This is a genomic window from Mycobacterium sp. NGS26 (genome assembly GCF_059813025.1).
Genome location: NZ_JCALDU010000001.1, coordinates 1,098,770 through 1,121,768, shown reverse-complemented (window position 1 = coordinate 1,121,768; position 22,999 = coordinate 1,098,770). Strand labels below are relative to the sequence as shown.

Genomic DNA, 22,999 nt, shown 5'->3' with positions numbered 1-22,999 from the left:
CTGTTCGGCCGCGTCGCGGACCACTTGCGGAGGATGCGGGATTTGAACCCGCGAGGGCTGTTAACCCAACCCGCGTTCCAGGCGAGCGCCATAGGCCACTAGGCGAATCCTCCGTGGCCATGGTAACCGAGCCCGCTGCGGTCCCCGACGCTCGTTCCGGGCCAGGTATTACACTCGCCATGGACCCCGCGCGGCGTCTATCCTGTGAACTCCCCCAGGGCCGGAAGGCAGCAAGGGTCAATGGGCTCTGTCGGGTGCGCGGGGTCCCCTATGTGCGGGGCCTGCATGACCCCGAACTCCACGGCGAGCGATCAGCGAAAGGGCTCCTGGTGGCCTTCGATTCCCTCAGCCCCGACGAGCTGGCGGCCCTGCACGCCCGTAACCAGCAGGACTACGCGGAGCTGCGGGCCAAGAAGCTGGCCCTGGATCTCACCCGCGGCAAACCCTCCCCGGAGCAACTCGACCTGTCCAACCGGCTGCTGAGCCTGCCCGGAGACGATTACCGCGACGGCGAGGGCACCGACACCCGCAACTACGGCGGCCTGCACGGCCTGCCGGAATTGCGGGCCATCTTCGGGGAGCTGCTCGGCATCCCGGTGCAGAACCTGATCGCCGGCAACAACTCCAGCCTGGAGCTGATGCACGACCTCGTGGCCTTCTCGATGCTGTACGGCGGGGTGGACTCGCCGCGGCCCTGGATAAAGGAGCCCGTCGTCAAGTTCCTGTGCCCGGTCCCCGGCTACGACCGGCACTTCGCCATCACCGAGACCATGGGCATCGAGATGATCCCGATCCCGATCCTCGCCGACGGCCCCGACGTGGACCTGATCGAGGAGCTGGTCGCCGTCGACCCCGCGATCAAGGGGATGTGGGCGGTGCCGGTGTTCGCCAACCCGACCGGCGTCACCTACTCGTGGGAGACGGTGCGCCGGCTGGTCCAGATGCGCACGGCCGCACCCGACTTCCGGCTGTTCTGGGACAACGCGTATGCGGTGCACACGCTGACGCTGGACTTCGTCCGTCAGGTCGACGTGCTCGGGCTGGCCGCCAAGGCCGGCAACCCCAACCGGCCCTACGTCTTCGCGTCCACGTCGAAGATCACGTTCGCCGGCGCCGGTGTCAGCTTCCTGGGCGGATCGCTGGGCAACATCGCCTGGTACCTGCAGTACGCGGGCAAGAAGTCGATCGGCCCGGACAAGGTCAACCAGCTGCGGCACCTGCTCTTCTTCGGCGACGCCGACGGGGTGCGCCTGCAGATGCTGCGCCATCAGCAGATTCTGGCGCCGAAGTTCGCGCTGGCGCTCGAGATCCTGGAGCAGCGGCTGGGCGATTCCAAGATCGCCTCGTGGACCGAACCCAAGGGCGGCTACTTCATCAGCCTCGACGTGCTGCCCGGCACCGCGCGGCGGACCGTCGCCCTGGCCAAGGACGCCGGAATCGCGGTCACCGAGGCGGGCGCGTCCTTCCCGTACCGGAAAGACCCGGAGGACAAGAACATCCGGATCGCGCCGACCTTCCCGTCGCTGCCGGACCTGCACAACGCCGTCGACGGGCTGGCCACCTGCGCGCTGCTGGCGGCCTCCGAGCGTCTGGCGTCGCCGGCGGGTGACGTTCGGGTTTGAGTCTGCGCTGGTGGCGCAGAAGTGCGAGTAGCTTGCGCCCTCAGCGCAGAGTGAACGCCCGTCGGGCCACCGTCACCGCGCGCCGGTAGCCTGCTGAGCGTGGCCCTCTACCGCAAGTACCGACCGGCGACCTTCGCCGAGGTGGTGGGGCAGGAGCACGTCACCGAACCGCTGTCCATCGCCCTGCAGGCCGGCCGGATCAACCATGCCTACTTGTTCTCCGGGCCGCGCGGCTGCGGCAAGACGTCGTCGGCGCGCATCCTGGCCCGGTCGCTGAACTGCGCGCAGGGGCCGACGGCCACCCCGTGCGGGGCTTGCGAGTCCTGCGTGGCGCTGGCCCCTAACGCGCCCGGCAGCATCGACGTGGTGGAGCTCGACGCCGCCAGCCACGGCGGCGTGGACGACACCCGCGAGCTGCGGGACCGCGCGTTCTACGCCCCCGCGCAGTCGCGCTACCGGGTGTTCATCGTCGACGAGGCGCACATGGTCACCACGGCGGGGTTCAACGCGCTGCTCAAGATCGTCGAGGAGCCCCCCGAGCACCTCATCTTCATCTTCGCCACCACCGAACCGGAGAAGGTGCTGCCGACGATCCGGTCGCGCACCCATCACTACCCGTTCCGGCTGTTGCCGCCGAAGACCATGCGGGCGCTGGTCGGGCGGATCTGTGAGCAGGAGGGCGTCGTCGTCGACGACGCGGTGTATCCGCTGTTGATTCGCGCCGGCGGCGGTTCGCCCCGCGACACCCTCTCGGTGCTGGACCAGTTGCTGGCCGGCGCCGAGGGCGACCACGTGACCTATCAGCGGGCGCTGGGCCTGCTGGGCGCCACCGACGTCGCGCTGATCGACGACGCCGTCGATGCCCTGGCCGCTTCCGATGCCGCGGCGTTGTTCGGCGCGGTGGAATCGGTGATCGACGCCGGCCACGACCCGCGCCGCTTCGCCACCGACCTGCTGGAGCGATTCCGCGATCTCATTGTGCTGCAAGCGGTTCCGGACGCGGCGACCCGCGGCGTGGTGGACGCGCCGGAGGACGTGCTGGACCGGATGCGGGACCAGGCGGCGCGGATCGGGCCGGCGGCGCTGACGCGCTACGCCGAGGTGGTGCAGGCCGGGCTGGGGGAGATGCGCGGTGCGACGGCGCCACGCCTGCTGCTCGAGGTGGTCTGCGCGCGGCTGCTGCTGCCCTCGGCCAGCGACGCGGAGTCGGCGCTGCTGCAGCGCATCGAGCGGATCGAGACCCGGCTGGACATGTCGATTCCCGCCGCGGCCGAGCCGGCCGCAGCGCCGAAGCCCAGGGCGGAGCCGCCGCCGAAGCGGGCGACGGCGCCCAAGCCCAGGCCCGCGCCGGAACCGGCGCCCGTGGCGGCCGCCGAGCCGGCCCCCGAATCATCCTCTGCCCCAGGCGAACTCAGCGCGGCCGCGGTGCGCAGGAGATGGTCGACGGTGCGCGACAAGGTGCGCCAGCGCAGCCGCACCACCGAGGTGATGCTGTCGGGCGCCACGGTCCTGGCCGTCGACAACGACACGCTCGTGCTGACCCATGCGTCGGCGCCGCTGGCCAAGCGGTTGTCCGAACAGCGCAACGCCGACGTCATCACCGAGGCGCTCAAGGACGAGTTCGGGGTCAGCTGGCGGGTGCGATGCGAGACCGGCGACCCGCCCGCCGCGGCGAGCCCGCCGATCCCCGAGCCGGAAGATCCCGCCCCGGATTCGGCTCAGCGCGAAGAGCGCGAGGACGAGGAACACATGCTCGCCGAGGCCGGCCGCGGCGACCCGTCGGCGCCGCGTCGCGACCCCGAGGAGGTCGCGCTCGAGCTGCTGCAAAGCGAGCTGGGTGCGCGCCGGATAGACAACGGCTAGGGGCGCCACCACGGGCGCAGCGGCAGGTCGTCGTCGCCCCACTCGTCGACGTTGGCCGCCAGCACGTGATGCAGCTGAAGGTTGTTGCGCTCGAAGGCCACCCGCGACGCCGCCATGTACAGGCCCCACACCTTCGCGGTGGGCAACCCGACCTCGGCAACGGCGTCGTCCCAGTGCTCGACCAGGTTGCGGCACCAGTCGCGCAGCGTCATCGCGTAGTGGTGGCGGAAGTTCTCCTCGTGCAGTACCTCGAAACCGGCGTCCTGGATGTCGGTGACGATCCGGCCCGAGCCGGTCAGCTCGCCGTCCGGGAACACGTAGCGGTCGGTGAACCCGCCGGCGAAGGGGGTCGACTTGTTGTCGTGGCGGGTGATGCAGTGGTTGAGCAGCAGCCCGCCGGTGCGCAGCTTCGACTTCAGGAAGCCGAAGTAGGCGGGGTAGTTCTTGACGCCGATGTGCTCGGTCAGCCCGATGGAGGAAACGGCGTCGAATCCCGCCTCCCGCACGTCGCGGTAGTCGGAGTGCCGCACCTCGGCAAGGTCGGTCAGCCCGTCGGCCTCGATCGCGTCTCGTGCCCACTTCGCCTGCTCGGCCGACAGTGTGGCGCCGATCGCGCGGACACCGCGGCGCGCGGCGTAGCGCACCATGCCGCCCCAGCCGCAGCCGACGTCGAGCAGCCGGTCGCCCGGGCGCAGCCGCAGCTTCTCGAAGATCAGCCGGTACTTGTTCTCCTGGGCCTCTTCCAGTGTGGCGTCGGCGTCCGGGTAGACCGCGCAGGTGTAGGTCATCGACGGGCCGAGCACCCACTCGTAGAACGTGTTGGAGACGTCGTAGTGGTGGTGGATCGCCTCGGCGTCGCGGGTCTTGCTGTGCAGCACGCCGGCGGCGACGCGGCGCCAGCGGGGCGGCGCCTCCTCCGGGGGCGGGGCGACCGGCAACAGGTGTTCGACGCCGATCGAGCGGACGACGTTGGCCATCACCCGCGCCGACGGCCGCTTGAATTTGACCCGGTCGGTCAGCGATTTGAGCAGCGGGTACGGGTCGCCGGGGTGAACGCCGTGGGCCTGCAGGTCACCCGACACGTACGCCCGGGCGAGACCGAGCTCGCCGGGGGCCGTGGCCAGGTACGTGGCGCCGCGGGACGACCGCAGGTCCAGGCCGAGCTCCGCGTCGTCGCTTCCGGCGGTGCTGCCGTCGTACGCGGTGAACTTCAGCGGCTGGCCGCCGGTGGCCGTGAAGACCTCCAGGATCTCGGCCATGCTCAGCTTGCCCGACTTGGTGGGGCGTTCGGGCTCTTTGGTGGTTGTCATCGCCGTTGCACCGCCTTTGCATACAGGTCGAGGAGACGCGAATCGGGATCGTAGGTTTTCTTGACAGTGTTATAGGCCTCCCCGCCGTAGAGCTCGTCAAACTCCTCGCGGGTGTAAAAGGAGTCGGAGTACAGCGATTTGTGCCCGTCGAGCTCGCTCACCTTGGCCTCGATGGCGCGGTTTGTGGCGCCCGGGGTGTCGCCGGCCGGCACCGAGGACCAGAACCCGACGTTGACGTAGGTGTGGTCGGGCCGCATCGGATACAGTGGCCACCCCTCATGATCGCGAAGCCGCAACGGGCACAACCAGATCGGCGTGATGGGCACGTGGTCGCCAAACCACTCCAGGAAGTCGACGACGCGTTCGATGGGAATTTCGACGTCCTGCACCACCCGTTCGCGCGGGGGCCGGCCCGGCGAGCGAATACTTCGCGCCTCGATGCGGTCGGAGATGCCGAAGCGCCGGTCGAGGGCCACGAGCCGGGAGTAGACGCTGCTGCGCCGGTAGCGGCGCGGCCACCAGCGCCGCAGCCGGGGGTTCTGCGCGCCGAACGCGCGTGAGCACCAAAACCAGTCGGTGTCCCAGCGCCAGAAGTAGTCGTGGATCGTCAGCCGGTCGTCCTTGGTGGCCTCGACGCCGGCGGCGTCGTGCTGGATCGAGCGGTAGTAGATGTCCTTGCCGGTGTAGTCGCTGACCGGTCCGGGCGTGGCGGTGCGCCGGCCGACGCACAGGTAGCTCTCGTCGGCGCCGAACACCACCCCGTCGAGGTAGTCGACGGGGGTGCCGCCCTGTCCGCCGGTGTCGACGATGCGTTCCATCGCCGCGACCATGTCCGGCAGCGAGCGGAACCGGATGTGACGGAGCGCCACGAACGGCGCCACGGGCTCCAGCTCGATCCGGAGCCGGGTTGAATACCCCAGCGTCCCATAGGAATTGGGAAACGCGCGGAACAGCTCGGAGTGCTGGCTGCGGGATGCGGTGACCAATTCGCCGGCGCCGGTGAGGATGTCCATCTCCAGCACCGATTCGTGGGGCAGGCCGTTGCGAAACGACGCCGACTCGATGCCCAGGCCGCTGACCGCCCCGCCGAGCGTGATGGTCTTCAGCTGCGGCACCACCAGCGGCGACAGGCCGTAGGGCAGGGTGGCGTCGACCAGGTCCTCGTATGTGCACATGCCGGCGACGTCGGCGGTGCGGGCGTCCGGATCGACGCTGAGCACCTGGGTCAGTCCCGACGTGTCCAGGCCGGGCGCATCGCGTTTGGTGCGGGCGCGGAACAGGTTTGAGGTCGGCTTGGCGAGCCGGACCGCGGCCGTTGCGGGGATGGATCGATAACTCGCCATCAACCGATCAACGCCCGACGTGTGAGCCGAGAGTGCAGATCCAGGGCTTGGCACCACATATACCCTAGTCTTCGGACATAGCCCGTGCACCCGCTCGGGCGGCATCACGAGGAGGAATTGCGGCTGATGGCCCAGGTCAGCGCGGCCAGCACGATCTTGATCAACGCCGAGCCGGCGGCCACGCTCGCCGCAGTGGCGGACTATCAGACGGTTCGCCCGAAAATCCTGTCCCCGCAATACAGCGAGTACCAGGTGGTGGCGGGCGGCCAGGGCGCCGGCACGGTTGCCAAGTGGAAGCTGCAGGCCACCAAGTCACGCGTGCGCGACGTGCAGGTCGACGTCGACGTCGCCGGCCACACCGTCATCGAGAAGGACGCGAACTCGTCCATGGTCACCAACTGGACGGTGGCTCCCGCGGGCCCCGGGTCCAGCGTCACCATGAAGACCAGCTGGACCGGCGCCGGCGGCGTCAAGGGTTTCTTCGAAAAGACCTTTGCGCCTTTGGGTCTGAAGAGGATCCAGGGCGAGGTGCTGGCCAACCTGAAGAAGGAGCTGGAAAGCTAGCGCGCCTGGCCCTGCGTGGCCAGGAAGCCGGCGACACCGCGCACCATCGCGTCGGCGTACTTCTGCCGGCCCTCGGGCGACTCCATCAGCGCCGAATCCGCGGGGTTCTTCATGTTGCCGCACTCGACCAGGATCGACGGGTACTGCGCCAGGTTCAGGCCGGCCAGGTCCGAACGCCCGTACAGCCCGTCCTGGCCGATGTAGTTGGCGGGCGGGATGCCCGACGCCTGCAACTGGTCGCGCATGATCCGGGCGTACTGCACCGACGGCCCGGCCTGCACCTGGTTGAGCGGCGGCGCCGAATAGTTGACGTGGAACCCGCGGCCGGACGGCGGGCCGCCGTCGGCGTGGATGCTCAGCACCGCGTTGGGGTGCATCGCGTTGGCCATGTTGGCGCGGGCGTCCACACACGGGCCCAGCCCGGTGTCGTTGCCGCGCGACATCGCGGTCCGCACACCCAGCGCGCTCAACGCGGCGCGGACCCGCAGCGCGGTGTCCCAGGTGAATGTGTGCTCCTGGTAGCCGGTGTTGGTCGACGTCCCGCTGGCCTGGCAGTCCTTGGTGCCGCCGCGGCCGGTGGGCACTTGACGCGAGATGGACGCGTCGTTGGAGCCGTTGTGGCCGGGGTCGATGAACACGACCATGCCCGCGATGTTGGAGGGGACTCCCCATGCGGCCGGGGTCGCGGTCGGCATGACCGCCGTCGACGCGGCGACCAGCGCACCGACCACCACTTTGATCCCGACACGCCTGCTCACTCGTAGGTCCACGGCGCAAAGGTAACGCCGCCCGGTCTACGCTGGGTGTCTCGAATCGCCCGGTATCCACAGGCGAGACCAACTCGAGACCGAGATGCGAGGGGATTGTCATGCAACCCGGAGGCGACATGTCGGCCCTGCTCGCCCAGGCGCAGCAGATGCAGCAAAAGCTGATGGAGGCCCAGCAGCGGCTCGCGAACTCCGAGGTGCACGGTCACGCCGGTGGCGGCCTGGTCGAGGTGGTCGTGAAGGGCAGCGGCGAGGTGGTCGCCGTGAAGATCGACCCCAAGGTCGTCGACCCCGAGGACATCGAGACCCTGCAGGACTTGATCGTCGGCGCCATGGCCGACGCCTCCAAGCAGGTCACCCAGATGGCGCAGGAGCAGCTCGGGTCGCTGGCCGGTGGCATGGGCGGCCCGCCGGGCCAGCCGCCGGCGCCACCGACTCAAATGCCGGGGCTCTGACGCCTCCACCGTCATGTTCGAGGGACCCGTCCAGGATTTGATCGACGAGCTCGGCAGGCTGCCGGGCATCGGACCCAAGAGCGCTCAGCGCATCGCCTTCCACCTGCTGTCCGTCGAGCCCGCGGATATCGACCGGTTGACCGCCGTGCTGGCGAAGGTCCGCGACGGCGTGCGGTTCTGCGCGGTGTGCGGCAACGTCTCCGACGACGAGCGGTGCCGGATCTGCGCCGACCCCCGCCGGGACGGCTCGCAGGTGTGCGTGGTCGAGGAGCCGAAGGACATCCAGGCCGTCGAGCGCACCCGCGAATTCCGCGGCCGTTATCACGTTTTGGGCGGTGCGCTCGACCCGCTGTCCGGGGTCGGGCCCGACCAGCTGCGGATCCGCGAGCTGCTGAGCCGCATCGGCGAGCGGGTCGACGACGTCGACATCACCGAGGTGATCATCGCGACCGACCCCAACACCGAGGGCGAGGCGACCGCCACCTACCTGGTGCGGATGCTGCGCGACATCCCCGGCCTGACCGTGACGCGGATCGCGTCCGGGCTGCCGATGGGCGGCGACCTGGAGTTCGCCGACGAGCTGACGCTGGGCCGCGCGCTGACCGGCCGCCGCGCCATGGTGTAACGCGGTCCCGCAGCCCGTCATGCGCCGGCCAGTTCGCCGGCCTCGCTTTCGACCGACCCCGGCAGCGGCCTGCCGGCGACTTCCGGCATGAATCGAAGGGTGACCGTGCCCACCAGGCCGGCGAAGATCAGCATGTAGGCCGGCACCATGGTGTTGTGTGTGGCCGATATCAGCGCTTGAGCGATCAGCGGCGTGGTTCCGCCGACGGTCGACAGCGCGATGTTGTACGCGATGGCCAGCGCCCCGTTGCGCACCCGGGTCGGGAACAGTGCCGGCAGCGCCGACGGCGTGGTGCTGTCGAAACACAGTTCCATCAGCCCGATCAGCAGCACACCGACGAAGACCAACGGCAGGACAGCGCCGGAGCCCATCAGCAGGAAGGCCGGGACCGATGCCGCGACGAGCAGTCCGCAGCCCGTCCACATGATGGGTTTGACGCCGATGCGGTCGGACAACGCGGCGACGAACACCACCGCGGCCATCAGGATCGCCAACGTCGCCACGATCATCACCAGTGCGGCCGTGTTACCAACGCGCACAACCACTTTGAGATAGGTCGGCAGGTATCCGGTGAGCATGAAATCGGGGGTCTGGGAGGTCACCACGAGCGCCGCGCAGATCACCATCGGCTTCCGCTGCTCCACCACCGTGTGCCGAAACTGCTGCCAGCCGCGGTAGACCGGCTCATCGGCGCCGAGGATCACCCGCTCGTAGGCCGGCGACTCGTCGATCCGCAGCCGCAGATACAGGGCGAGCACGCCGAACGGCGCTCCCAGCAACAGCGGAATCCGCCAGCCCCAGGCCAGCATGTCGTGGCTCGGCAGCCAGGCCTGCAGCGCGGTCACCAGCAACCCGGCGAGCACGAACCCGACCAGGTTGCCCAAGGGCAGGAATCCGACCATCATGCCGCGTTTGTGGGTCGGGGCCCGCTCGACCAGATAGGTCATCGCACCGACGAATTCGCCGCCGGTCGACAAGCCCTGAAAGATCCGGGCCACCAGAAGCAGGATCGGCGCCCAGACGCCGATGGTGCTGTAGCCGGGCAGTGAACCGCTCATGGTGGTGCCGACCGCCATCAGCAGGATCGTGATCACCAAGATCCGCTTGCGCCCGATGCGGTCACCTAGCGGTCCGAGGACGAACCCGCCGAGCGGCCGCACCACGTATGCCGCCGCCAGCGTGCTGAACGTGGCGATGAGGTGCACCGCGTTGACGCTGTTGCCCGGATAAAACACCTGCGCGATGGTGGTCGCGATGTAGCCGTAGGAGCCGAAGTCGTACCACTCCATGAAGTTGCCGATGGCGGTGCCCGCGGTGTCGCGGCGCAGCGCCGAGTCGGCGGTCAGGCGTCGGACGCTCAACGAGCCGCTAACCGCTCGCGGCGCAACAGCTCCACCTCGGGTAGCTGCAGCGGCGCCAGCTCGCCCACCACCTTGCTCAGCAGCAGGTCGGCCAGCTCCGGGTTGCGGGCCAGGCAGGGTCCGTGCATGTAGGTCGCGATCACGCTGCCCTGCACCGCGCCGTCGAACCCGTCGCCGGCCCGGTTGCCCGCGCCCCTGACCACCGCGCCCAGCGGCGCGGCCGCCGGCCCCAAAACGGTTCCGCCACGGTGGTTTTCGAAGCCGGTGAGGCGCTGGGTCAGGCCGGCCGGCAACGGCTTGGTCACCAGCTCGCCGATGGTGCGCCTGTCCTGCGGCGCGGTGGTCAGGTCCAGCATGCCCACGCCGTCGACCCGTTCCCCGGCCGACGTCTCGTACCAATGCCCGAGCACCTGGATGGCCGCGCAGATCGCGAGCACGGGCGCACCGCGGTCCGCCGCGCGCTGCAGGCCCGGGTACCGCTGGAGGTGCCGGGTGGCCAGGCGCTGCGCGTAGTCCTCCGCCCCGCCCAGGGTGTACAGGTCCAGCGACTCCGGCACCGGGTCGGCCAGCGTGATCTCGACGATCTCGGCGTCGATGCCGCGCAGCCGCAGCCGCTGGCGCAGCACCACGGCGTTGCCGCCGTCGCCGTAGGTGCCCATCACGTCGGGCAGCACCAGCCCTATCCGCACTGTCGACTCAGCCATGACGCGCCAACGCCCGCTGCAGCTGAAGGAACGCGGTGTAGTTGGCGACGACCTCCACTCGCCCGGGCGGACACGACGCGATGGCCGCCATCGTGTCGTGCACGAGGGTGTGCTCGACACCCGCGTACCCCAGGCGCACCGCCAGGTCGGTGCCCCGCTCGCCGGCGGCCACCACGGGCGTCTCCTCGAAGTGCTCGAAGCGCACGTCCCACAGCCACGACAGGTCCTCGCCGTCGGGCACCTGCCCGTTGACCGCGATGACCACGCCGGCGGCGTGCTTGTCGACCATCGACAGCGCCTCCTGCCAGCCGGCCGGGTTCTTGGCCAGCAGCAGCCGCGCCTGGTGCGCGCCGACGCGCACGCTCCGGTAGCGCCCGGCCACCTCGTCGACCGCCGAGACGGCCGCGACGGCCCTGGCGGGGTCGGCGCCCAGCGCGACGGCCGCGGCGACGGCCTGCGCGGCGTTGCCGCGATTCACCGCGCCGGGCAGCGTCAGCCGCATCGGCAGGGCCAAACCGTCTGGGCCGTAAAGCTTTTCGCCATCGAACCACCACTGCGGGGTGGGCCGCTTGAAATCCGCGCCCGTCGAGTACCAGTGCCCCTTGTCGCGGACGATCACCTCGCCGCTGCGCGGGCAGCTGACCGAGTCGTTCGCCCACGCGCCGCCCGCGGCCACCCACACCACGTTCGGGCTGTCGTAGGCGGCCGAGGTCATCAGCACGTCGTCGCAGTTGGCGACCACGACCGCGGCGGGGTGCCGGGCCAGGCCGGTGCGCAGCGTGCGCTCGATCACGTTGATCTCGCCGACCCGGTCCAGCTGGTCGCGGGACAGGTTGAGCAGGACGATGACGCTGGGCTCCACCGCATCGGCGACGTGCGGCACGTGCATCTCGTCGACCTCCAGCGCGGCCAGCCCGGCGTCGCGGTCGGCGGCCAGCGCGGCGACCAGGCCCGCGTCCATGTTGGCGCCCTCGGTGTTGGTCGCCACCGATGCGTCCGGGCCCAGGGTCCGCAGGGCGGCCGCGGTCATCCGGGTGGTGGTGGACTTGCCGTTGGTGCCGGTGACGATGACGGTGCGCCGCCCGGCGCCGAGCTGCCGCAGGATCGACCGGTCCAGCGTCATGGCGACCAGGCCGCCGATCATCGAGCCCGCCCCGCGCCCGGTGACCCGCGAGGCCCACCGCGCGCCCGCCCCCGCGGCGAGCGCCAGACGTGCCCGGGTCGTTACCACCCGGAGAGTTTATGTTTCGTGCCGACACGACGCGCAGCGACCGGGTGATGTCGGCCCGGCGTGCCATCCTCAGGCTATGAACGGGGTGCAGCCGATTTCTTGGGGGCGCCCGGCAACCGAGCCGGACGGGGGTTGGGCCGTCATCGACGTCGAGACATCGGGCTTTCGCCCAGGTCAGGCGCGCATCATCAGCCTCGCCGCGCTGGGCCTCGACGCCGACGGCAACGTCGAGCAATCCGTCGTCAGCCTGCTCAACCCGGGGGTGGACCCGGGTCCCACCCACGTGCACGGCCTGACCGCCGCGATGCTGGAGGACCAGCCGCAGTTCGGGGACATCGTCGGCGACGTGATCGAGGTGCTGCGCGGCCGCACGCTGGTGGCCCACAACGTCGCCTTCGACTACGCGTTCCTGGCCGCCGAGGCGGAGCTCGCCGAGGCCGAACTCCCCGTCGACACCGTCATGTGCACCGTCGAGCTGGCCCGTCGGCTGGACCTGGGCATCGACAACCTGCGGCTGGAGACGCTCGCGGCGCACTGGGGCGTGCGGCAGGAACGGCCGCACGACGCCTTCGACGACGCGTTGGTGCTGACCGGGGTGCTGGCGTCGGCGCTGGACCGGGCGCGCGAACGCGACATCTGGCTGCCGGTGCATCCGGTGACCCGGCGCCGGTGGCCCAACGGCCGGGTGACCCACGATGAGCTGCGGCCGCTGAAGGTGCTGGCCTCCCGGATGCCCTGTCCGTATCTCAACCCGGGGCCGTACGCCCCGGGCAGGCCGTTGGTGCAGGGCATGCGGGTGGCGCTGGCCGCCGAGGTGCGCCGCACCCACGAGGAACTCGTCGAGCGGATCCTGCACGCCGGGCTGGCCTACAGCGACACCGTCGACCTGGAGACCTCGCTGGTGGTGTGCAACGAGTCCGCCCCCGAGCAGGGCAAGGGCTATCTGGCGCAGAAGCTGGGCGTGCCGGTGGTGTCCGACGCGCAGTTCATGGACTCCGTTCGCGCCGTCATCGGCGGCACCAGCATGGAGGAATTCGTCGACGTCACCACCGTCGACGAACAGCTGGCGCTGTTCTGATCGGCCCTAATTCCGGGAGGCCCGGTTGACCGCCGACACCACGGCGCGCAGCGACGCGGTGGTGATCGACGGCGCGATGCCGACGCCCCACACCGTGCGGCCGTTCACCGACGCCTCGACGTAGGCGGCGGCCTGGGCGTCGTCGCCGGCGCTCATCGCGTGCTCGGAGTAGTCCAGGACCGCGACGTCGAAGCCCACGCCGCCCAGCGCGTGGACGAACGCGGCCAGCGGGCCGTTGCCGGTGCCGCCGATCTCGGTCTCGACGCCGTTGACCTTCACCGTCGCCGCGATCGTGGTGGCGCCGCCGTCCTCCTCGGCCGCCTCCACGCGTTGCGTCATCCGCTCCAGCGGGCGCACCGGGGCGAGGTACTCCTCGGAGAACGCGTCCCACATCTCCTTGGGCGAGATCTCGCCGCCCTCGCCGTCGGCGATCTTCTGGATCACCTGAGAGAACTCGATCTGCAGCCGCCGCGGCAGGGCCAGGCCGTGGTCGGCCTTCATGATGTAGGCCACCCCGCCCTTGCCGGACTGCGAGTTGACCCGGATCACCGCCTCGTAGGTGCGCCCGACGTCCTTGGGGTCGATCGGCAGGTACGGCACCTGCCACAGCATGTCCTCGACGTCGGTGTCGGCGGCGTCCGCGTCGATCTTCATCTGGTCCAGGCCCTTGTTGATGGCGTCCTGGTGGCTGCCGGAGAACGCGGTGTAGACCAGGTCTCCGCCGTAGGGGTGGCGCTCGTGCACCGGCAGCTGGTTGCAGTACTCGACCGTGCGGCGGATCTCGTCGATGTTGGAGAAGTCGATCTGCGGGTCGACTCCGCGGGAGAACAGGTTCAGCCCCAGCGTCACCAGGCACACGTTGCCGGTGCGCTCCCCGTTGCCGAACAGGCAGCCCTCGATCCGGTCCGCGCCGGCCTGATAGCCCAATTCGGCTGCGGCGACGGCGGTTCCGCGGTCGTTGTGCGGATGCAGGCTCAGGATGACCGACTCCCGGTTGGCCAGGTTGCGGCTCATCCACTCGATCGAGTCGGCGTAGACGTTGGGCGTCGCCATCTCGACGGTGGCGGGCAGATTGAAGATGATCGGGTTTTCCGGTGTGGGCCTTATGATTTCGCCGACGGCGTCGCACACCTCTTTGGCGTACTCCAGCTCGGTCCCGGTGTAGGACTCGGGCGAATACTCGAACCGCCACTGCGTGCCCGGGTACTTGGCGGCCAGCTCGACACACTTGCGCGCGCCGTCGGTCGCGATGGCCTGCACCGCGGCCCGGTCGGCGCGAAAGACCACGCGGCGCTGCAGGATTGACGTCGAGTTGTAGAAGTGCACGATGGCCCGCTTGGCGCCCTCGCACGCCTCGAACGTGCGCTCGATCAGCTCCGGCCGGCACTGGGTCAGCACCTGGATGGTGACGTCGTCGGGAATGGCGCCGGTGGTGATGATCTCGCGGACGAAGTCGAAGTCGGTCTGGCTGGCCGACGGGAACCCGACCTCGATCTCCTTGTAGCCCATGCGCACCAGCAGGTCGAACATGCGGCGCTTGCGGGCCGGGCTCATCGGGTCGATCAGCGCCTGGTTGCCGTCGCGCAGGTCCACCGCGCACCACAGCGGCGCATGAGCGATGACGCGGTCCGGCCAGCTGCGGTCCGCGAGCCGGATGGGCTCGACTTCCTCGAAGAAGGGCCGGTACCGGTTGATCGGCATCGACGAGCCCCGCTGCGGATTCCACGCGGGCTGGCCGGGCGCCGGCGGCCCGGCGGGCTTGACGACGGTGCGCGCCCCGAACGACTCGGTGTACGCGTCGGGGCCGGAAGGCTGGGAAAAACTTGTCACGGTGATTGCTCCGGGGTGTCAGAAGGAACCTCAGACCGGCGCATCGCGAACACCCGCGACGGGAAGCCGGTCTGGATCAGACCCCGTCGCGGCGTCCGAGGAGGAGCACCCGCTGCACGCCCTGAACTCTACCGCGCTCGGGCCTGGTGCCAAAACGACGGTCGACGGAGGCGTTGACTCCCATATCACAGTCAAAAGCTCTACCCGCGCGTGTCGCGGAGTGTGACCCTGAACTGCATCGCCCGGTACGGCCACCCCGTTGTGGTATTCCACTGGGACACCGCCAGCCCCACGCCGCCCGGGACATCCAGCCGTGAGCCCGGAAGAACGTATCCGCCGTAGAGTTGCGCGACTCGGTTCCTCGTCAGGTCTTGGGACTCCCACGTCGTCCCGATCACCGGCGTCTGGACCTCGGCTTCGTACAGGTCGGCGGTCGGCGAGTCGATCGTGCGGTAGCCGAGGGCATACCCCGACGACAAGAAGCCGCCCAGGATCCACCTGCCGGTGTCCAGCCGGCGCAACGTCAGCTCTCCCCAGGTTTCGGCCGGAGGCGTGATGGGGGTGGGCGCGTTGCCCCACGCCCGTCGATCCCTGCCCCAGCCCGAGTACTTGGTCACGTCGCCGATGTCGGCCGGACGCACGCGTCGCAGGATGACGCCCTTGTCGCGCTGAAACCCGGTGGAGACGACGTACACCCAACCGTCATCGGGGTTGTAGTCCCACGACCACAGTTGCGCGTGGCCGTTGTGCAACGACGCGGGAGTCCTCGCTTTGGCGCCCATCTCCCGCCAGCTGACGCCGTTGTCGGCGGAGACCCAGATCCCGGTCCAGATCACATTGCCGAAGCCGCGGTTGACGACGGCATGCAGGTACATCGTCTGGCCGATGACCAGCACATCTGAGGGAATCACGGTGCTGATCCCGCCCCGCTTCCAGGGCGGCCCGTCGTGGACATAGCTCCACAACTGGCGCGCATAGTCGGGGTCCGCGCCGCCCGCGCGCTCATATCGGATCCGGCTGTTTGCGTCTCCGCGGCCGATCAGGGCGACCGGGGAGCGCCAGTGCCCCACGCCGACGGTGGGACCGGAGAAGGTGTCCCCGAACACCGATATCAGCTTGCCGTCGGGCGCCACCGCACAGACGCCCAGGTCGGTGCCGGTCACCCCCCATTTGTCGGTGATGCCCGGGCCGGTGATGTCGCCCAGGTAGCCCACGGCGGGTGCTGCGGCACGCTCGCTTTCGCGTCTCCACCGATAGACCGTCGAGCGGCTGACCCCGGTGTCGGCGGCGATCGCGGCGACCTTTTCCCCGGAGCGCAGCCTGCGCAGCACCTGGGTGCGCAATGCCGCCGCATCACCGCTGTGCATGGTTCCTCCCGGCGTTGAATCGCACGCGCGCCTATTGGCTCGTCGGCGCCTGCTCGTCGCACGTATTCTGTTGTCGACCTAAACTCCCCACCCGAAAGAACATCAGTGGCGCTCGTCGTGCAAAAGTACGGCGGATCCTCGGTGGCCGACGCCGACCGGATCCGTCGCGTCGCCGAACGCATCGTCGAGACCAAAAGGCAGGGCAATGACGTCGTCGTGGTGGTCTCGGCCATGGGCGACACCACCGACGACCTGCTCGACCTGGCTCAGCAGGTGTGCCCGGTCCCGCCGCCGCGCGAGCTCGACATGCTGCTCACGGCCGGGGAACGCATCTCCAACGCGCTGGTGGCCATGGCCATCGAATCGCTCGGCGCGCACGCCCGGTCGTTCACCGGCTCGCAGGCCGGCGTCATCACCACCGGCACCCACGGCAACGCGAAAATCCTCGAGGTGACGCCGGGACGGCTGCGGACCGCGCTCGACGAGGGCCGGATCGTGCTGGTCGCCGGTTTCCAGGGCGTCAGCCAGGACACCCGGGACGTGACCACGCTGGGCCGCGGCGGTTCGGACACCACGGCGGTCGCGTTGGCCGCGGCGCTGCGCGCCGACGTCTGCGAGATCTACACCGACGTCGACGGCATCTTCAGCGCCGACCCCCGGATCGTGCACAACGCCCGCAAGCTCGACACGGTGACGTTCGAGGAGATGCTCGAACTGGCGGCCTGCGGCGCCAAGGTCTTGATGCTGCGCTGCGTCGAATACGCCCGCCGCTACAACATTCCGGTGCACGTCCGGTCGTCGTATTCGGACAATCAGGGCACCGTCGTCGTCGGATCGATCAAGGATATAGCCATGGAAGACCCCATCCTGACCGGAGTCGCGCACGACCGCAGCGAGGCCAAGGTGACCGTCGTCGGCATACCCGACATCCCCGGCTACGCGGCGCGGGTGTTCCGGGCCGTCGCCGACGCCGAGGTGAACATCGACATGGTGCTGCAGAACGTCTCCAAGATCGAGGACGGCAAGACCGACATCACCTTCACCTGCTCCCGCGACAGCGGGCCGACGGCGGTGGCCAAGCTGGACGCCCTCAAGGACGAGATCGGCTTCAGCCAGCTGCTGTACGACGACCACATCGGCAAGGTGTCGCTGATCGGGGCGGGCATGCGCAGCCATCCCGGCGTGACGGCGACGTTCTGCGAGACGCTGGCCGCCGTGGGCGTCAACATCGAGCTGATCTCCACCTCCGAGATCCGCATCTCGGTGCTGTGCCGGGACACCGAATTGGACAAGGCCGTCGTCGCGTTGCACGAGGCGTTCGGGCTCGGCGGCGAGGAGTCGGCGACGGTGTATGCGGGAACGGGTAGATAGATGGTCGCGATCGGGGTTGTGGGGGCCACCGGGCAGGTGGGCCAGGTGATGCGCAGGCTGCTCGACGAGCGCGACTTTCCCGCGACGTCCGTGCGGTTCTTCGCGTCGTCCCGCTCGCAGGGCCGCAAGCTGCCGTTCCGCGGGCAGGAGATCGAGGTCGAGGACGCCGCCACCGCGGACCCGAGCGGCCTGGACATCGCGCTGTTCTCCGCCGGCAAGACGATGTCGCTGGTGCAGGCGCCGCGCTTCGCCGCCGCCGGGGTCACGGTGATCGACAACTCGTCGGCGTGGCGCAAGGACCCCGACGTGCCGCTGGTGGTGTCGGAGGTGAACTTCGACAGGGACGCGCATCGCCGGCCCAAGGGCATCATCGCCAACCCGAACTGCACCACGATGGCCGCGATGCCGGTGCTCAAGGTGCTGCACGACGAGGCGCAGCTGGTGCGCCTGGTGGTCTCGAGCTATCAGGCGGTGTCGGGTAGCGGCCTGGCCGGTGTCGAGGAGCTTGCGACGCAGGCGCGCGCGGTCGTCGGCGACGCCGAGCGGCTGGTGCACGACGGCGGCGCGCTCGAGTTCCCCGCGCCCAAGACCTACGTAGCGCCGATCGCGTTCAACGTGGTGCCGCTGGCCGGGTCGCTGGTGGACGACGGATCCGGCGAGACCGACGAGGACCAGAAGCTGCGCCACGAGAGCCGAAAGATCCTGGGAATTCCGGAACTTTTGGTCAGCGGGACCTGCGTGCGGGTTCCGGTGTTCACGGGGCACTCGCTGTCGATCAACGCCGAGTTCGCGCGGCCGTTTTCGCCGGAGCGGGCGCGTGAGCTACTGGACGGCGCACCGGGTGTCAAGGTGGTTGATGTGCCGACGCCGCTGGCCGCGGCCGGTGTCGACGAGTCACTGGTCGGCCGGATCCGGCGGGACCCCGGCGTGCCGGAGGGACGGGGCCTGGCGCTGTTCGTCTCGGGCGACAATCTGCGCAAGGGTGCCGCGCTGAACACCATTCAGATCGCCGAGCTGCTCGCCGCCGAACTATGATCCGCGGGTGAGCTCCGCCCATACTCGCGGCGGCACGCGGTGCTCGCTGTTGGTCGCGTCGATGGTCTGTTTGCTTGCGCCGCAGTCGCTTTCGATTGCACACGCCGATCCGCCGGCACCACAGCCCGAGCCCGTGCTGCAGCCGCTGGCACCGGGTCAGGTGATACGCATCGGCCCGACGGCGGGCACCGGAACCCCCACCCGCGACTACGGTATCGGCGCCACCGACCTGTGCGACTTCGTCGCGTTCCCCACCGAGCTTTTGCAGGTCTGCGGCGACAGCTTCGCCGGTCAGGGCGTCGGGTTCGGCGGCTGGTATTCGCCGGTCGCGCTGCACGTCGACACCGCGTCCGTCGACGATCCCGCCGGGGTCCGCTACACCGGCGTCACCGGAATCAACAGGCCGCTTCTGGCCGATCCGACGCCGCCGGGGGATTCGCAGCTGCCCGCCGGGGTGGTGGAGATCAACCGGCGCAACTACCTGTTGGTGACGACGACGCGCGACCTCGAGCCGCTGAACTCGCGGTTGGTGGCGGCCGAGCCGGCGCGCGCCGGCTGGCAGACGGTCCCCGGGTCGCGGCGCGTGGCGTCGTATCAGAACGGCGTGCAAACGCAGATCAGCGGGTACTACGACCCGGTCCCGACCCCCGATTCGCCGAGCGGCTGGGTGTACATCGTCGCCAACAGCTTCACCCGCAGGGATCCCGTGTTTCTGTATCGGGCCACGCCGCAGGCGTTCACCGACCGGTCCCGGTGGCAGGGCTGGGCTGCCGATGGCGGCTGGAACAAGCCGCCGACGCCGCTATGGCCCGACCAGGTGGGCGAGATGTGCATCCGCGAGATCGACGGCAAGGCGGTGCTGTCATATTTCAACTCCGGCAACGGCAACATGGAGGTCCGCGTCGCCAACGACCCGACGTCGCTGGGCACCGCGCCGGTGACGACGGTGGTGCAGCACGACGAGTGGCCGGAGCCGGCGGAAAGCCTGCCGCCGCCGTACGACAACCGGCTGGCGCAGCCGTACGGCGGGTACATCTCGCCCGGTTCCACGCTTGACGAGCTGCGTATCTTCGTCAGCCAGTGGGACACCCGCGCGCGGGTGGCCGCGCCGTACCGGGTCATCCAGTTCGCGGTCAACCCGTTCAAGCCGGATTAGCCGGTATGGGCGGCTGGGGGTCGCCTGATGGCGCGAATCGTCCGGGCATTGTCCTTGCTGCCATGTCGCCCGCGGGTGAGCATCGACGTATGGATACAAGCCTGCGTGCTGCCGCCGTCCAGTTGGACGCCGTCCCCGCCGACGTCGACGCCAACCTCGCCGCCGTCGAAACCCTGGTCGATGAGGCCGCGGCCGCCGGCGCGACCGTGATCGCCCTGCCGGAGTTCTTCACCACCGGCATCGGCTTTCTGCCGGAACTCGCCCACGCCGCGCTGCCGCCCGATGGCCACGCCACCGAACTGCTGGTGAGCCTGGCTCGCCGCCACGGCGCCATGATCGGCGGGTCGTTGTTGGCCAGGGACGACGACGGGCACGTGCGCAACGCCTACCTGCTGGTGACCGCCGAGGGCGTGGCGGGCCGCCACGACAAGGACCTGCCGACCATGTGGGAAAACGCGTTCTACATCGGCGGCCACGACGACGGCGTGATCTCCGCGGGCGAGCTCACCGTGGGCGCCGCCGTGTGCTGGGAGCTCATGCGCACGCAGACGGTGCACCGGCTCCGCGGGCGCATCGACCTGGCCATGACGGGGTCGGGCTGGTGGTCGGTTCCGTGCTGGCACCCGTCGGCCGTCTTCCGCCGGATGGAAAGCCGCAACGCCGCAACCGCGTGGCGGGCCGCCGCGTCCTTCGCCGGATATGTCGGCGCGCCGGTGCTCCACGCCGCGCACGCCGGTGCCCTGCGATGCCGGATGCCTTGGCTGCCAATCGATTACAGCGGCCGATTCGAGGGCGGAACGATGATCGTCGCCGCCGACGGCGCGGTCCTCGGGTCGCGCGCCGCCGACGAGGGCGCCGGCGTCGTCGTCGCCGATGTCGTCGTCGGCCGTCGGACACCGAAAGCGCAACCGCCGAAGGGCTTTTGGCTGCATCGCCGTGGGCTCCTGCCGACCGCCACGTGGCACTACCAGCGGCTGCACGGCAGGCGGTACTACCGCCGGCATGTGGCGCGCGAAATCAATCCGGGACGATACGCCGGGGTGTGAGCGGTTTCGCCAGCTGAGGCGGCGTTTCAGCTCATAGCTGGTGCTTAACTGACGCATAGCGGGAACCATTGTTTACCCCCGCATCATTTGTCTCATGAGTGAAACATCTGAAAACCCGACTGTGCGGACCTCAACCGCAACTGCACCGGCGCCCGCGACACCACCCGCGCCATACAAGACCCCCCGGGTCTTCATCGCCGCGGCGTGGGTCGCCATCGTCGCCGGGATCGTGTTCGTCGTCTCGGTCATCTTCTTCACCGGGATGGCCCTCGGCCACCGCGGCGGCGGCCACCACCATCACCACCACCACAAGCACCACGCGATGATGCATCGATTCGGTCCCGGTGGTCCGGGTGGCGGGCCGGGCGCGAACGCTCCGGGTGCTCCGGGTGGACCGGCGGCCGCGACCCCCGGCGCGCCGGGCCCGAGCCAGATCCCGTCGTCCGTCGCCCCGTCGCGGACGCCGTAGGGGGAAGTTCCTAACCGACAGCGTGTGGCCCCGCGCTCGCTCGAGCGCGGGGGCCACCCTTCTTGGCACGAGCAATTCACAGCAACGTTTGCAAGTATCGAGGCATGAGCGAAACACCTGAACCGACGACGCAACCGCCTCCCCCCGCCGCCGTGCCGCCGCCGGCACCGCCGGCCCACGAGCGGGTCAAGCCCCCGAAGGTCTTTGTGGCCGCCGCGTGGGTGGTGATCGTCGCCGGGATCGTGTTCATCCTCGCCACAGTGTTTTTCGCCGGCGTCACGGTCGTCGGGTACGACTACCACTGCCGTCACCACCATCACGGCATGATGTTCGGCCCCGGTGGCCCCGGCGGCCGGGGTGGGCCGTGGGGCGGACCGTGGGGATATGCACCCGGCGGCCCCGGAATGATGCCACCCGGGGGCCCGGGAATGATGCCACCCGGGGGCCCGGGAGTGATGCCACCCGGGGGCCCGGGGATGATGCCGCCCGGCGGCCCGGGTGGTCCCGCCGAGTCGCCGACGACGAGCGCGCCCGCGCCGGTCCCGAACGCGCCGGGCACCCCGCGCCCCTAGGCGGGGTCACCCCCGCGACGTTCGCCGCCGGGCAGCGGTCCTGGCATGATCGAGACCCATGACCATTGAAGTCGTTTACACCACGGAATCCACCGCGACCGGCGGCGGTCGCGACGGCCACGTGAAGTCAGACGATGGCCGCATCGACCTGGAGACCCGGCCGCCGAAGGCGATGGGCGGCAGCGGCGAGGGCACCAACCCCGAGCAGTTGTTCGCCGCCGGGTACGCGGCCTGCTTCCTGGGCGCGCTGCGCCTGGTGGCCGGCAAGTCGAAGGTCACGCTCGATGACGCCACCAACGTCAGCGTCGAGATCGGCTTCGGCAAGGACTCCGAGGGCGGATTCGGGCTGACCGGCAAGATCGTCGGCTACCTGCCGGGCGTCGAACAAAGCGTCGCCGACGACCTGATGGAGCAGGCACATCACGTCTGCCCGTACTCCAAGGCCACCCGCGGCAACGTCGACGTCGGCGTCTCCGCCAAGGTCTAGACCGGCATTGGATCCAGCAATGCGGATCTGTGCCGCGGTGGCGACCATCGGCGTGACCGTCGGCTCATCCGTCGGCGGCGCGTTGGCGATCCCGGTCGCGAGCGCCCACCCCTCGGAGCCGGGAGTGGTGTCCTACGCGGTCCAGGGCAAGGGATCGGTCGGCAACATCGTCGGCGGGCCGATGGGCTGGGAGTCGGTGTTCACCCAGCCGTTCCAGGGCTTCTGGGTCGACGTCGCCGAATGCAACAACTGGGCCGACATCGGGTTGCCCGAGGTGTACAACGATCCCGACCTGGCATCGTTCAACGGCGCCACCACGCAGACGTCGGCCAACGACCAGACCCACCTCGTCAGGCAGGCGGTCGGGGTGTTCGCCAACAACGACGCCGCGGCGCGGGCGTTCCATCGGGTGGTGGATCGAACGGTGGGTTGCTCGGGGCAGACCACCGCGATGCATCTGGAAAACGGTTCCACCCAGGTGTGGTCGTTCGACGGCGGGCCGGCCACCGGTACCGATGCCAACTGGACCAAGCAGGAAGCGGGCACCGATCGTCGCTGCTTCGATCAAACCCGGCTGCGCGAAAACGTGTTGCTGCAGGCCAAGGTCTGCCAGTCTGGCAACGCCGGACCCGCCGTCAACGTGCTGGCCGGGGCCATGCAGAACGCGCTGGGTCAGTAAACGGGCCGGGAATATGTCGGGGCGATCTGGAAGATGAAGAGACGGTGGCTATCGCCGCGATAGC

At 69.6% G+C, this 22,999-nt stretch carries 22 protein-coding genes, 1 tRNA gene and 1 other RNA gene; 15 read left to right on the top strand and 9 right to left on the bottom strand.

The genetic code is table 11. The features are described 5' to 3' along the window. Window positions 1-27: 27 nt before the first annotated feature. Window positions 28-113, bottom strand: a tRNA-Ser gene (locus AC5Y6X_RS05490). A 65-nt stretch (window positions 114-178) separates the two neighbouring features. Here AC5Y6X_RS05490 and ffs point away from each other — a divergent pair. The 3 genes from ffs to AC5Y6X_RS05475 all read left to right on the top strand — a co-directional run bounded on the left by ffs (window position 179) and on the right by AC5Y6X_RS05475 (window position 3,485). Further along, an RNA gene (ffs, locus tag AC5Y6X_RS05485) (signal recognition particle sRNA small type) lies at window positions 179-273 on the top strand. Window positions 274-329: 56 nt separating this feature from the next. Further along, window positions 330-1,622, top strand: a complete 1,293-nt coding sequence (locus tag AC5Y6X_RS05480) for an aspartate aminotransferase type Ic (protein WP_499985022.1) — start codon at window positions 330-332, stop codon at window positions 1,620-1,622. A gap of 99 nt (window positions 1,623-1,721) precedes the next feature. Beyond that, window positions 1,722-3,485 carry a DNA polymerase III subunits gamma/tau gene (locus AC5Y6X_RS05475; protein ID WP_499985020.1) on the top strand — a complete coding sequence of 588 codons (1,764 nt, stop codon included), beginning with the start codon at window positions 1,722-1,724 and terminating at the stop codon, window positions 3,483-3,485. Here the strand turns inward: AC5Y6X_RS05475 and AC5Y6X_RS05470 are convergent. Together AC5Y6X_RS05470 and AC5Y6X_RS05465 are read right to left on the bottom strand one after the other, a co-directional pair. Next, entirely contained in the window at window positions 3,482-4,795 is a 1,314-nt protein-coding gene (locus tag AC5Y6X_RS05470; protein ID WP_499985018.1) for a class I SAM-dependent methyltransferase, read from the bottom strand. The genes AC5Y6X_RS05475 and AC5Y6X_RS05470 overlap by 4 nt on opposite strands. Beyond that, window positions 4,792-6,138, bottom strand: coding sequence for an FAD-binding oxidoreductase (locus AC5Y6X_RS05465; RefSeq protein ID WP_499985017.1), 1,347 nt, complete (start codon window positions 6,136-6,138; stop codon window positions 4,792-4,794). The genes AC5Y6X_RS05470 and AC5Y6X_RS05465 overlap by 4 nt, the downstream gene beginning before the upstream one ends. Before the next feature lie 126 nt (window positions 6,139-6,264). On the opposite strand from AC5Y6X_RS05465, the gene AC5Y6X_RS05460 reads away from it, so the two are divergent. Continuing rightward, complete coding sequence (locus AC5Y6X_RS05460; protein WP_499985255.1) at window positions 6,265-6,702, top strand: SRPBCC family protein; 438 nt, start codon at window positions 6,265-6,267, stop codon at window positions 6,700-6,702. Here AC5Y6X_RS05460 and AC5Y6X_RS05455 read toward each other — a convergent pair. Then, window positions 6,699-7,472, bottom strand: coding sequence for an Rv3717 family N-acetylmuramoyl-L-alanine amidase (locus AC5Y6X_RS05455; protein ID WP_499985015.1), 774 nt, complete (start codon window positions 7,470-7,472; stop codon window positions 6,699-6,701). The two genes, AC5Y6X_RS05460 and AC5Y6X_RS05455, sit on opposite strands and share 4 nt — an antisense overlap. Before the next feature lie 98 nt (window positions 7,473-7,570). Between AC5Y6X_RS05455 and AC5Y6X_RS05450 the strand changes: the two genes are divergently transcribed. Beyond that, complete coding sequence (locus AC5Y6X_RS05450; protein ID WP_499985013.1) at window positions 7,571-7,924, top strand: YbaB/EbfC family nucleoid-associated protein; 354 nt, start codon at window positions 7,571-7,573, stop codon at window positions 7,922-7,924. 13 nt (window positions 7,925-7,937) lie between these two features. Then, window positions 7,938-8,549, top strand: coding sequence for a recombination mediator RecR (gene recR, locus AC5Y6X_RS05445; protein WP_499985012.1), 612 nt, complete (start codon window positions 7,938-7,940; stop codon window positions 8,547-8,549). A 17-nt stretch (window positions 8,550-8,566) separates the two neighbouring features. On the opposite strand, the gene AC5Y6X_RS05440 is transcribed toward recR, so the two are convergent. From AC5Y6X_RS05440 to AC5Y6X_RS05430, 3 genes are read right to left on the bottom strand one after another with little or no spacing between them, the layout of a single operon-like run. After that, window positions 8,567-9,877, bottom strand: a complete 1,311-nt coding sequence (locus tag AC5Y6X_RS05440) for an MFS transporter (protein ID WP_499985254.1) — start codon at window positions 9,875-9,877, stop codon at window positions 8,567-8,569. A gap of 29 nt (window positions 9,878-9,906) precedes the next feature. Next, window positions 9,907-10,614 carry a type 1 glutamine amidotransferase gene (locus AC5Y6X_RS05435; protein ID WP_499985010.1) on the bottom strand — a complete coding sequence of 236 codons (708 nt, stop codon included), beginning with the start codon at window positions 10,612-10,614 and terminating at the stop codon, window positions 9,907-9,909. Beyond that, window positions 10,607-11,845 (bottom strand): Mur ligase family protein, encoded by a 1,239-nt coding sequence (locus AC5Y6X_RS05430; RefSeq protein WP_499985009.1) that lies wholly within the window; start codon window positions 11,843-11,845, stop codon window positions 10,607-10,609. The genes AC5Y6X_RS05435 and AC5Y6X_RS05430 overlap by 8 nt, the downstream gene beginning before the upstream one ends. 76 nt (window positions 11,846-11,921) lie before the next feature. Between AC5Y6X_RS05430 and AC5Y6X_RS05425 the strand changes: the two genes are divergently transcribed. After that, entirely contained in the window at window positions 11,922-12,923 is a 1,002-nt protein-coding gene (locus AC5Y6X_RS05425) for a DEDDh family exonuclease (RefSeq protein ID WP_499985007.1), read from the top strand. A gap of 6 nt (window positions 12,924-12,929) precedes the next feature. Here AC5Y6X_RS05425 and leuA read toward each other — a convergent pair whose 3' ends face one another. Further along, entirely contained in the window at window positions 12,930-14,753 is a 1,824-nt protein-coding gene (gene leuA / locus AC5Y6X_RS05420) for a 2-isopropylmalate synthase (RefSeq protein ID WP_499985005.1), read from the bottom strand. 200 nt (window positions 14,754-14,953) lie between these two features. Continuing rightward, window positions 14,954-16,120, bottom strand: a complete 1,167-nt coding sequence (locus AC5Y6X_RS05415; RefSeq protein WP_499985004.1) for a DUF4185 domain-containing protein — start codon at window positions 16,118-16,120, stop codon at window positions 14,954-14,956. Between the two features lie 105 nt (window positions 16,121-16,225). Between AC5Y6X_RS05415 and AC5Y6X_RS05410 the strand changes: the two genes are divergently transcribed. The 8 genes from AC5Y6X_RS05410 (at window position 16,226) to AC5Y6X_RS05375 (ending at window position 22,935) form a co-directional block, all read left to right on the top strand. Then, window positions 16,226-17,491 carry an aspartate kinase gene (locus tag AC5Y6X_RS05410; RefSeq protein WP_499985003.1) on the top strand — a complete coding sequence of 422 codons (1,266 nt, stop codon included), beginning with the start codon at window positions 16,226-16,228 and terminating at the stop codon, window positions 17,489-17,491. Then, complete coding sequence (locus AC5Y6X_RS05405; protein ID WP_499985002.1) at window positions 17,492-18,526, top strand: aspartate-semialdehyde dehydrogenase; 1,035 nt, start codon at window positions 17,492-17,494, stop codon at window positions 18,524-18,526. 61 nt (window positions 18,527-18,587) lie between these two features. Then, the gene (locus AC5Y6X_RS05400) at window positions 18,588-19,682 is read left to right on the top strand and encodes a DUF4185 domain-containing protein (RefSeq protein WP_499985253.1); all 1,095 of its coding nucleotides are present in this window, start codon (window positions 18,588-18,590) and stop codon (window positions 19,680-19,682) included. A gap of 89 nt (window positions 19,683-19,771) precedes the next feature. Next, window positions 19,772-20,728 (top strand): carbon-nitrogen hydrolase family protein, encoded by a 957-nt coding sequence (locus AC5Y6X_RS05395; RefSeq protein ID WP_499985000.1) that lies wholly within the window; start codon window positions 19,772-19,774, stop codon window positions 20,726-20,728. Window positions 20,729-20,822: 94 nt separating this feature from the next. Further along, a complete protein-coding gene (locus AC5Y6X_RS05390; RefSeq protein ID WP_499984999.1) occupies window positions 20,823-21,197 on the top strand; it encodes a hypothetical protein in 375 nt (124 codons plus the stop codon). 104 nt (window positions 21,198-21,301) lie between these two features. After that, window positions 21,302-21,769: a hypothetical protein gene (locus AC5Y6X_RS05385; protein WP_499984998.1), complete on the top strand. Its 468-nt coding sequence runs from the start codon at window positions 21,302-21,304 to the stop codon at window positions 21,767-21,769. Window positions 21,770-21,827: 58 nt separating this feature from the next. Further along, the gene (locus AC5Y6X_RS05380; protein ID WP_499984996.1) at window positions 21,828-22,256 is read left to right on the top strand and encodes an organic hydroperoxide resistance protein; all 429 of its coding nucleotides are present in this window, start codon (window positions 21,828-21,830) and stop codon (window positions 22,254-22,256) included. A gap of 19 nt (window positions 22,257-22,275) precedes the next feature. Further along, window positions 22,276-22,935, top strand: coding sequence for a sensor domain-containing protein (locus AC5Y6X_RS05375; protein WP_499984995.1), 660 nt, complete (start codon window positions 22,276-22,278; stop codon window positions 22,933-22,935). The last annotated feature ends 64 nt before the right edge of the window (window positions 22,936-22,999 follow it).

Bases quoted from the DNA above. Each gene is read 5' to 3' on its own strand.
- AC5Y6X_RS05470 (WP_499985018.1), bottom strand. From the start codon at position 4,795: ATGACAACCACCAAAGAGCCCGAACGCCCCACCAAGTCGGGCAAGCTG.
- AC5Y6X_RS05465 (WP_499985017.1), bottom strand. From the start codon at position 6,138: ATGGCGAGTTATCGATCCATCCCCGCAACGGCCGCGGTCCGGCTCGCC.
- AC5Y6X_RS05460 (WP_499985255.1), top strand. From the start codon at position 6,265: ATGGCCCAGGTCAGCGCGGCCAGCACGATCTTGATCAACGCCGAGCCG.
- AC5Y6X_RS05450 (WP_499985013.1), top strand. From the start codon at position 7,571: ATGCAACCCGGAGGCGACATGTCGGCCCTGCTCGCCCAGGCGCAGCAG.
- recR (WP_499985012.1), top strand. From the start codon at position 7,938: ATGTTCGAGGGACCCGTCCAGGATTTGATCGACGAGCTCGGCAGGCTG.
- AC5Y6X_RS05435 (WP_499985010.1), bottom strand. From the start codon at position 10,614: ATGGCTGAGTCGACAGTGCGGATAGGGCTGGTGCTGCCCGACGTGATG.
- AC5Y6X_RS05425 (WP_499985007.1), top strand. From the start codon at position 11,922: ATGAACGGGGTGCAGCCGATTTCTTGGGGGCGCCCGGCAACCGAGCCG.
- AC5Y6X_RS05415 (WP_499985004.1), bottom strand. From the start codon at position 16,120: ATGCACAGCGGTGATGCGGCGGCATTGCGCACCCAGGTGCTGCGCAGG.
- AC5Y6X_RS05405 (WP_499985002.1), top strand. From the start codon at position 17,492: ATGGTCGCGATCGGGGTTGTGGGGGCCACCGGGCAGGTGGGCCAGGTG.
- AC5Y6X_RS05400 (WP_499985253.1), top strand. From the start codon at position 18,588: ATGGTCTGTTTGCTTGCGCCGCAGTCGCTTTCGATTGCACACGCCGAT.
- AC5Y6X_RS05395 (WP_499985000.1), top strand. From the start codon at position 19,772: ATGGATACAAGCCTGCGTGCTGCCGCCGTCCAGTTGGACGCCGTCCCC.
- AC5Y6X_RS05390 (WP_499984999.1), top strand. From the start codon at position 20,823: ATGAGTGAAACATCTGAAAACCCGACTGTGCGGACCTCAACCGCAACT.
- AC5Y6X_RS05385 (WP_499984998.1), top strand. From the start codon at position 21,302: ATGAGCGAAACACCTGAACCGACGACGCAACCGCCTCCCCCCGCCGCC.
- AC5Y6X_RS05380 (WP_499984996.1), top strand. From the start codon at position 21,828: ATGACCATTGAAGTCGTTTACACCACGGAATCCACCGCGACCGGCGGC.
- AC5Y6X_RS05375 (WP_499984995.1), top strand. From the start codon at position 22,276: ATGCGGATCTGTGCCGCGGTGGCGACCATCGGCGTGACCGTCGGCTCA.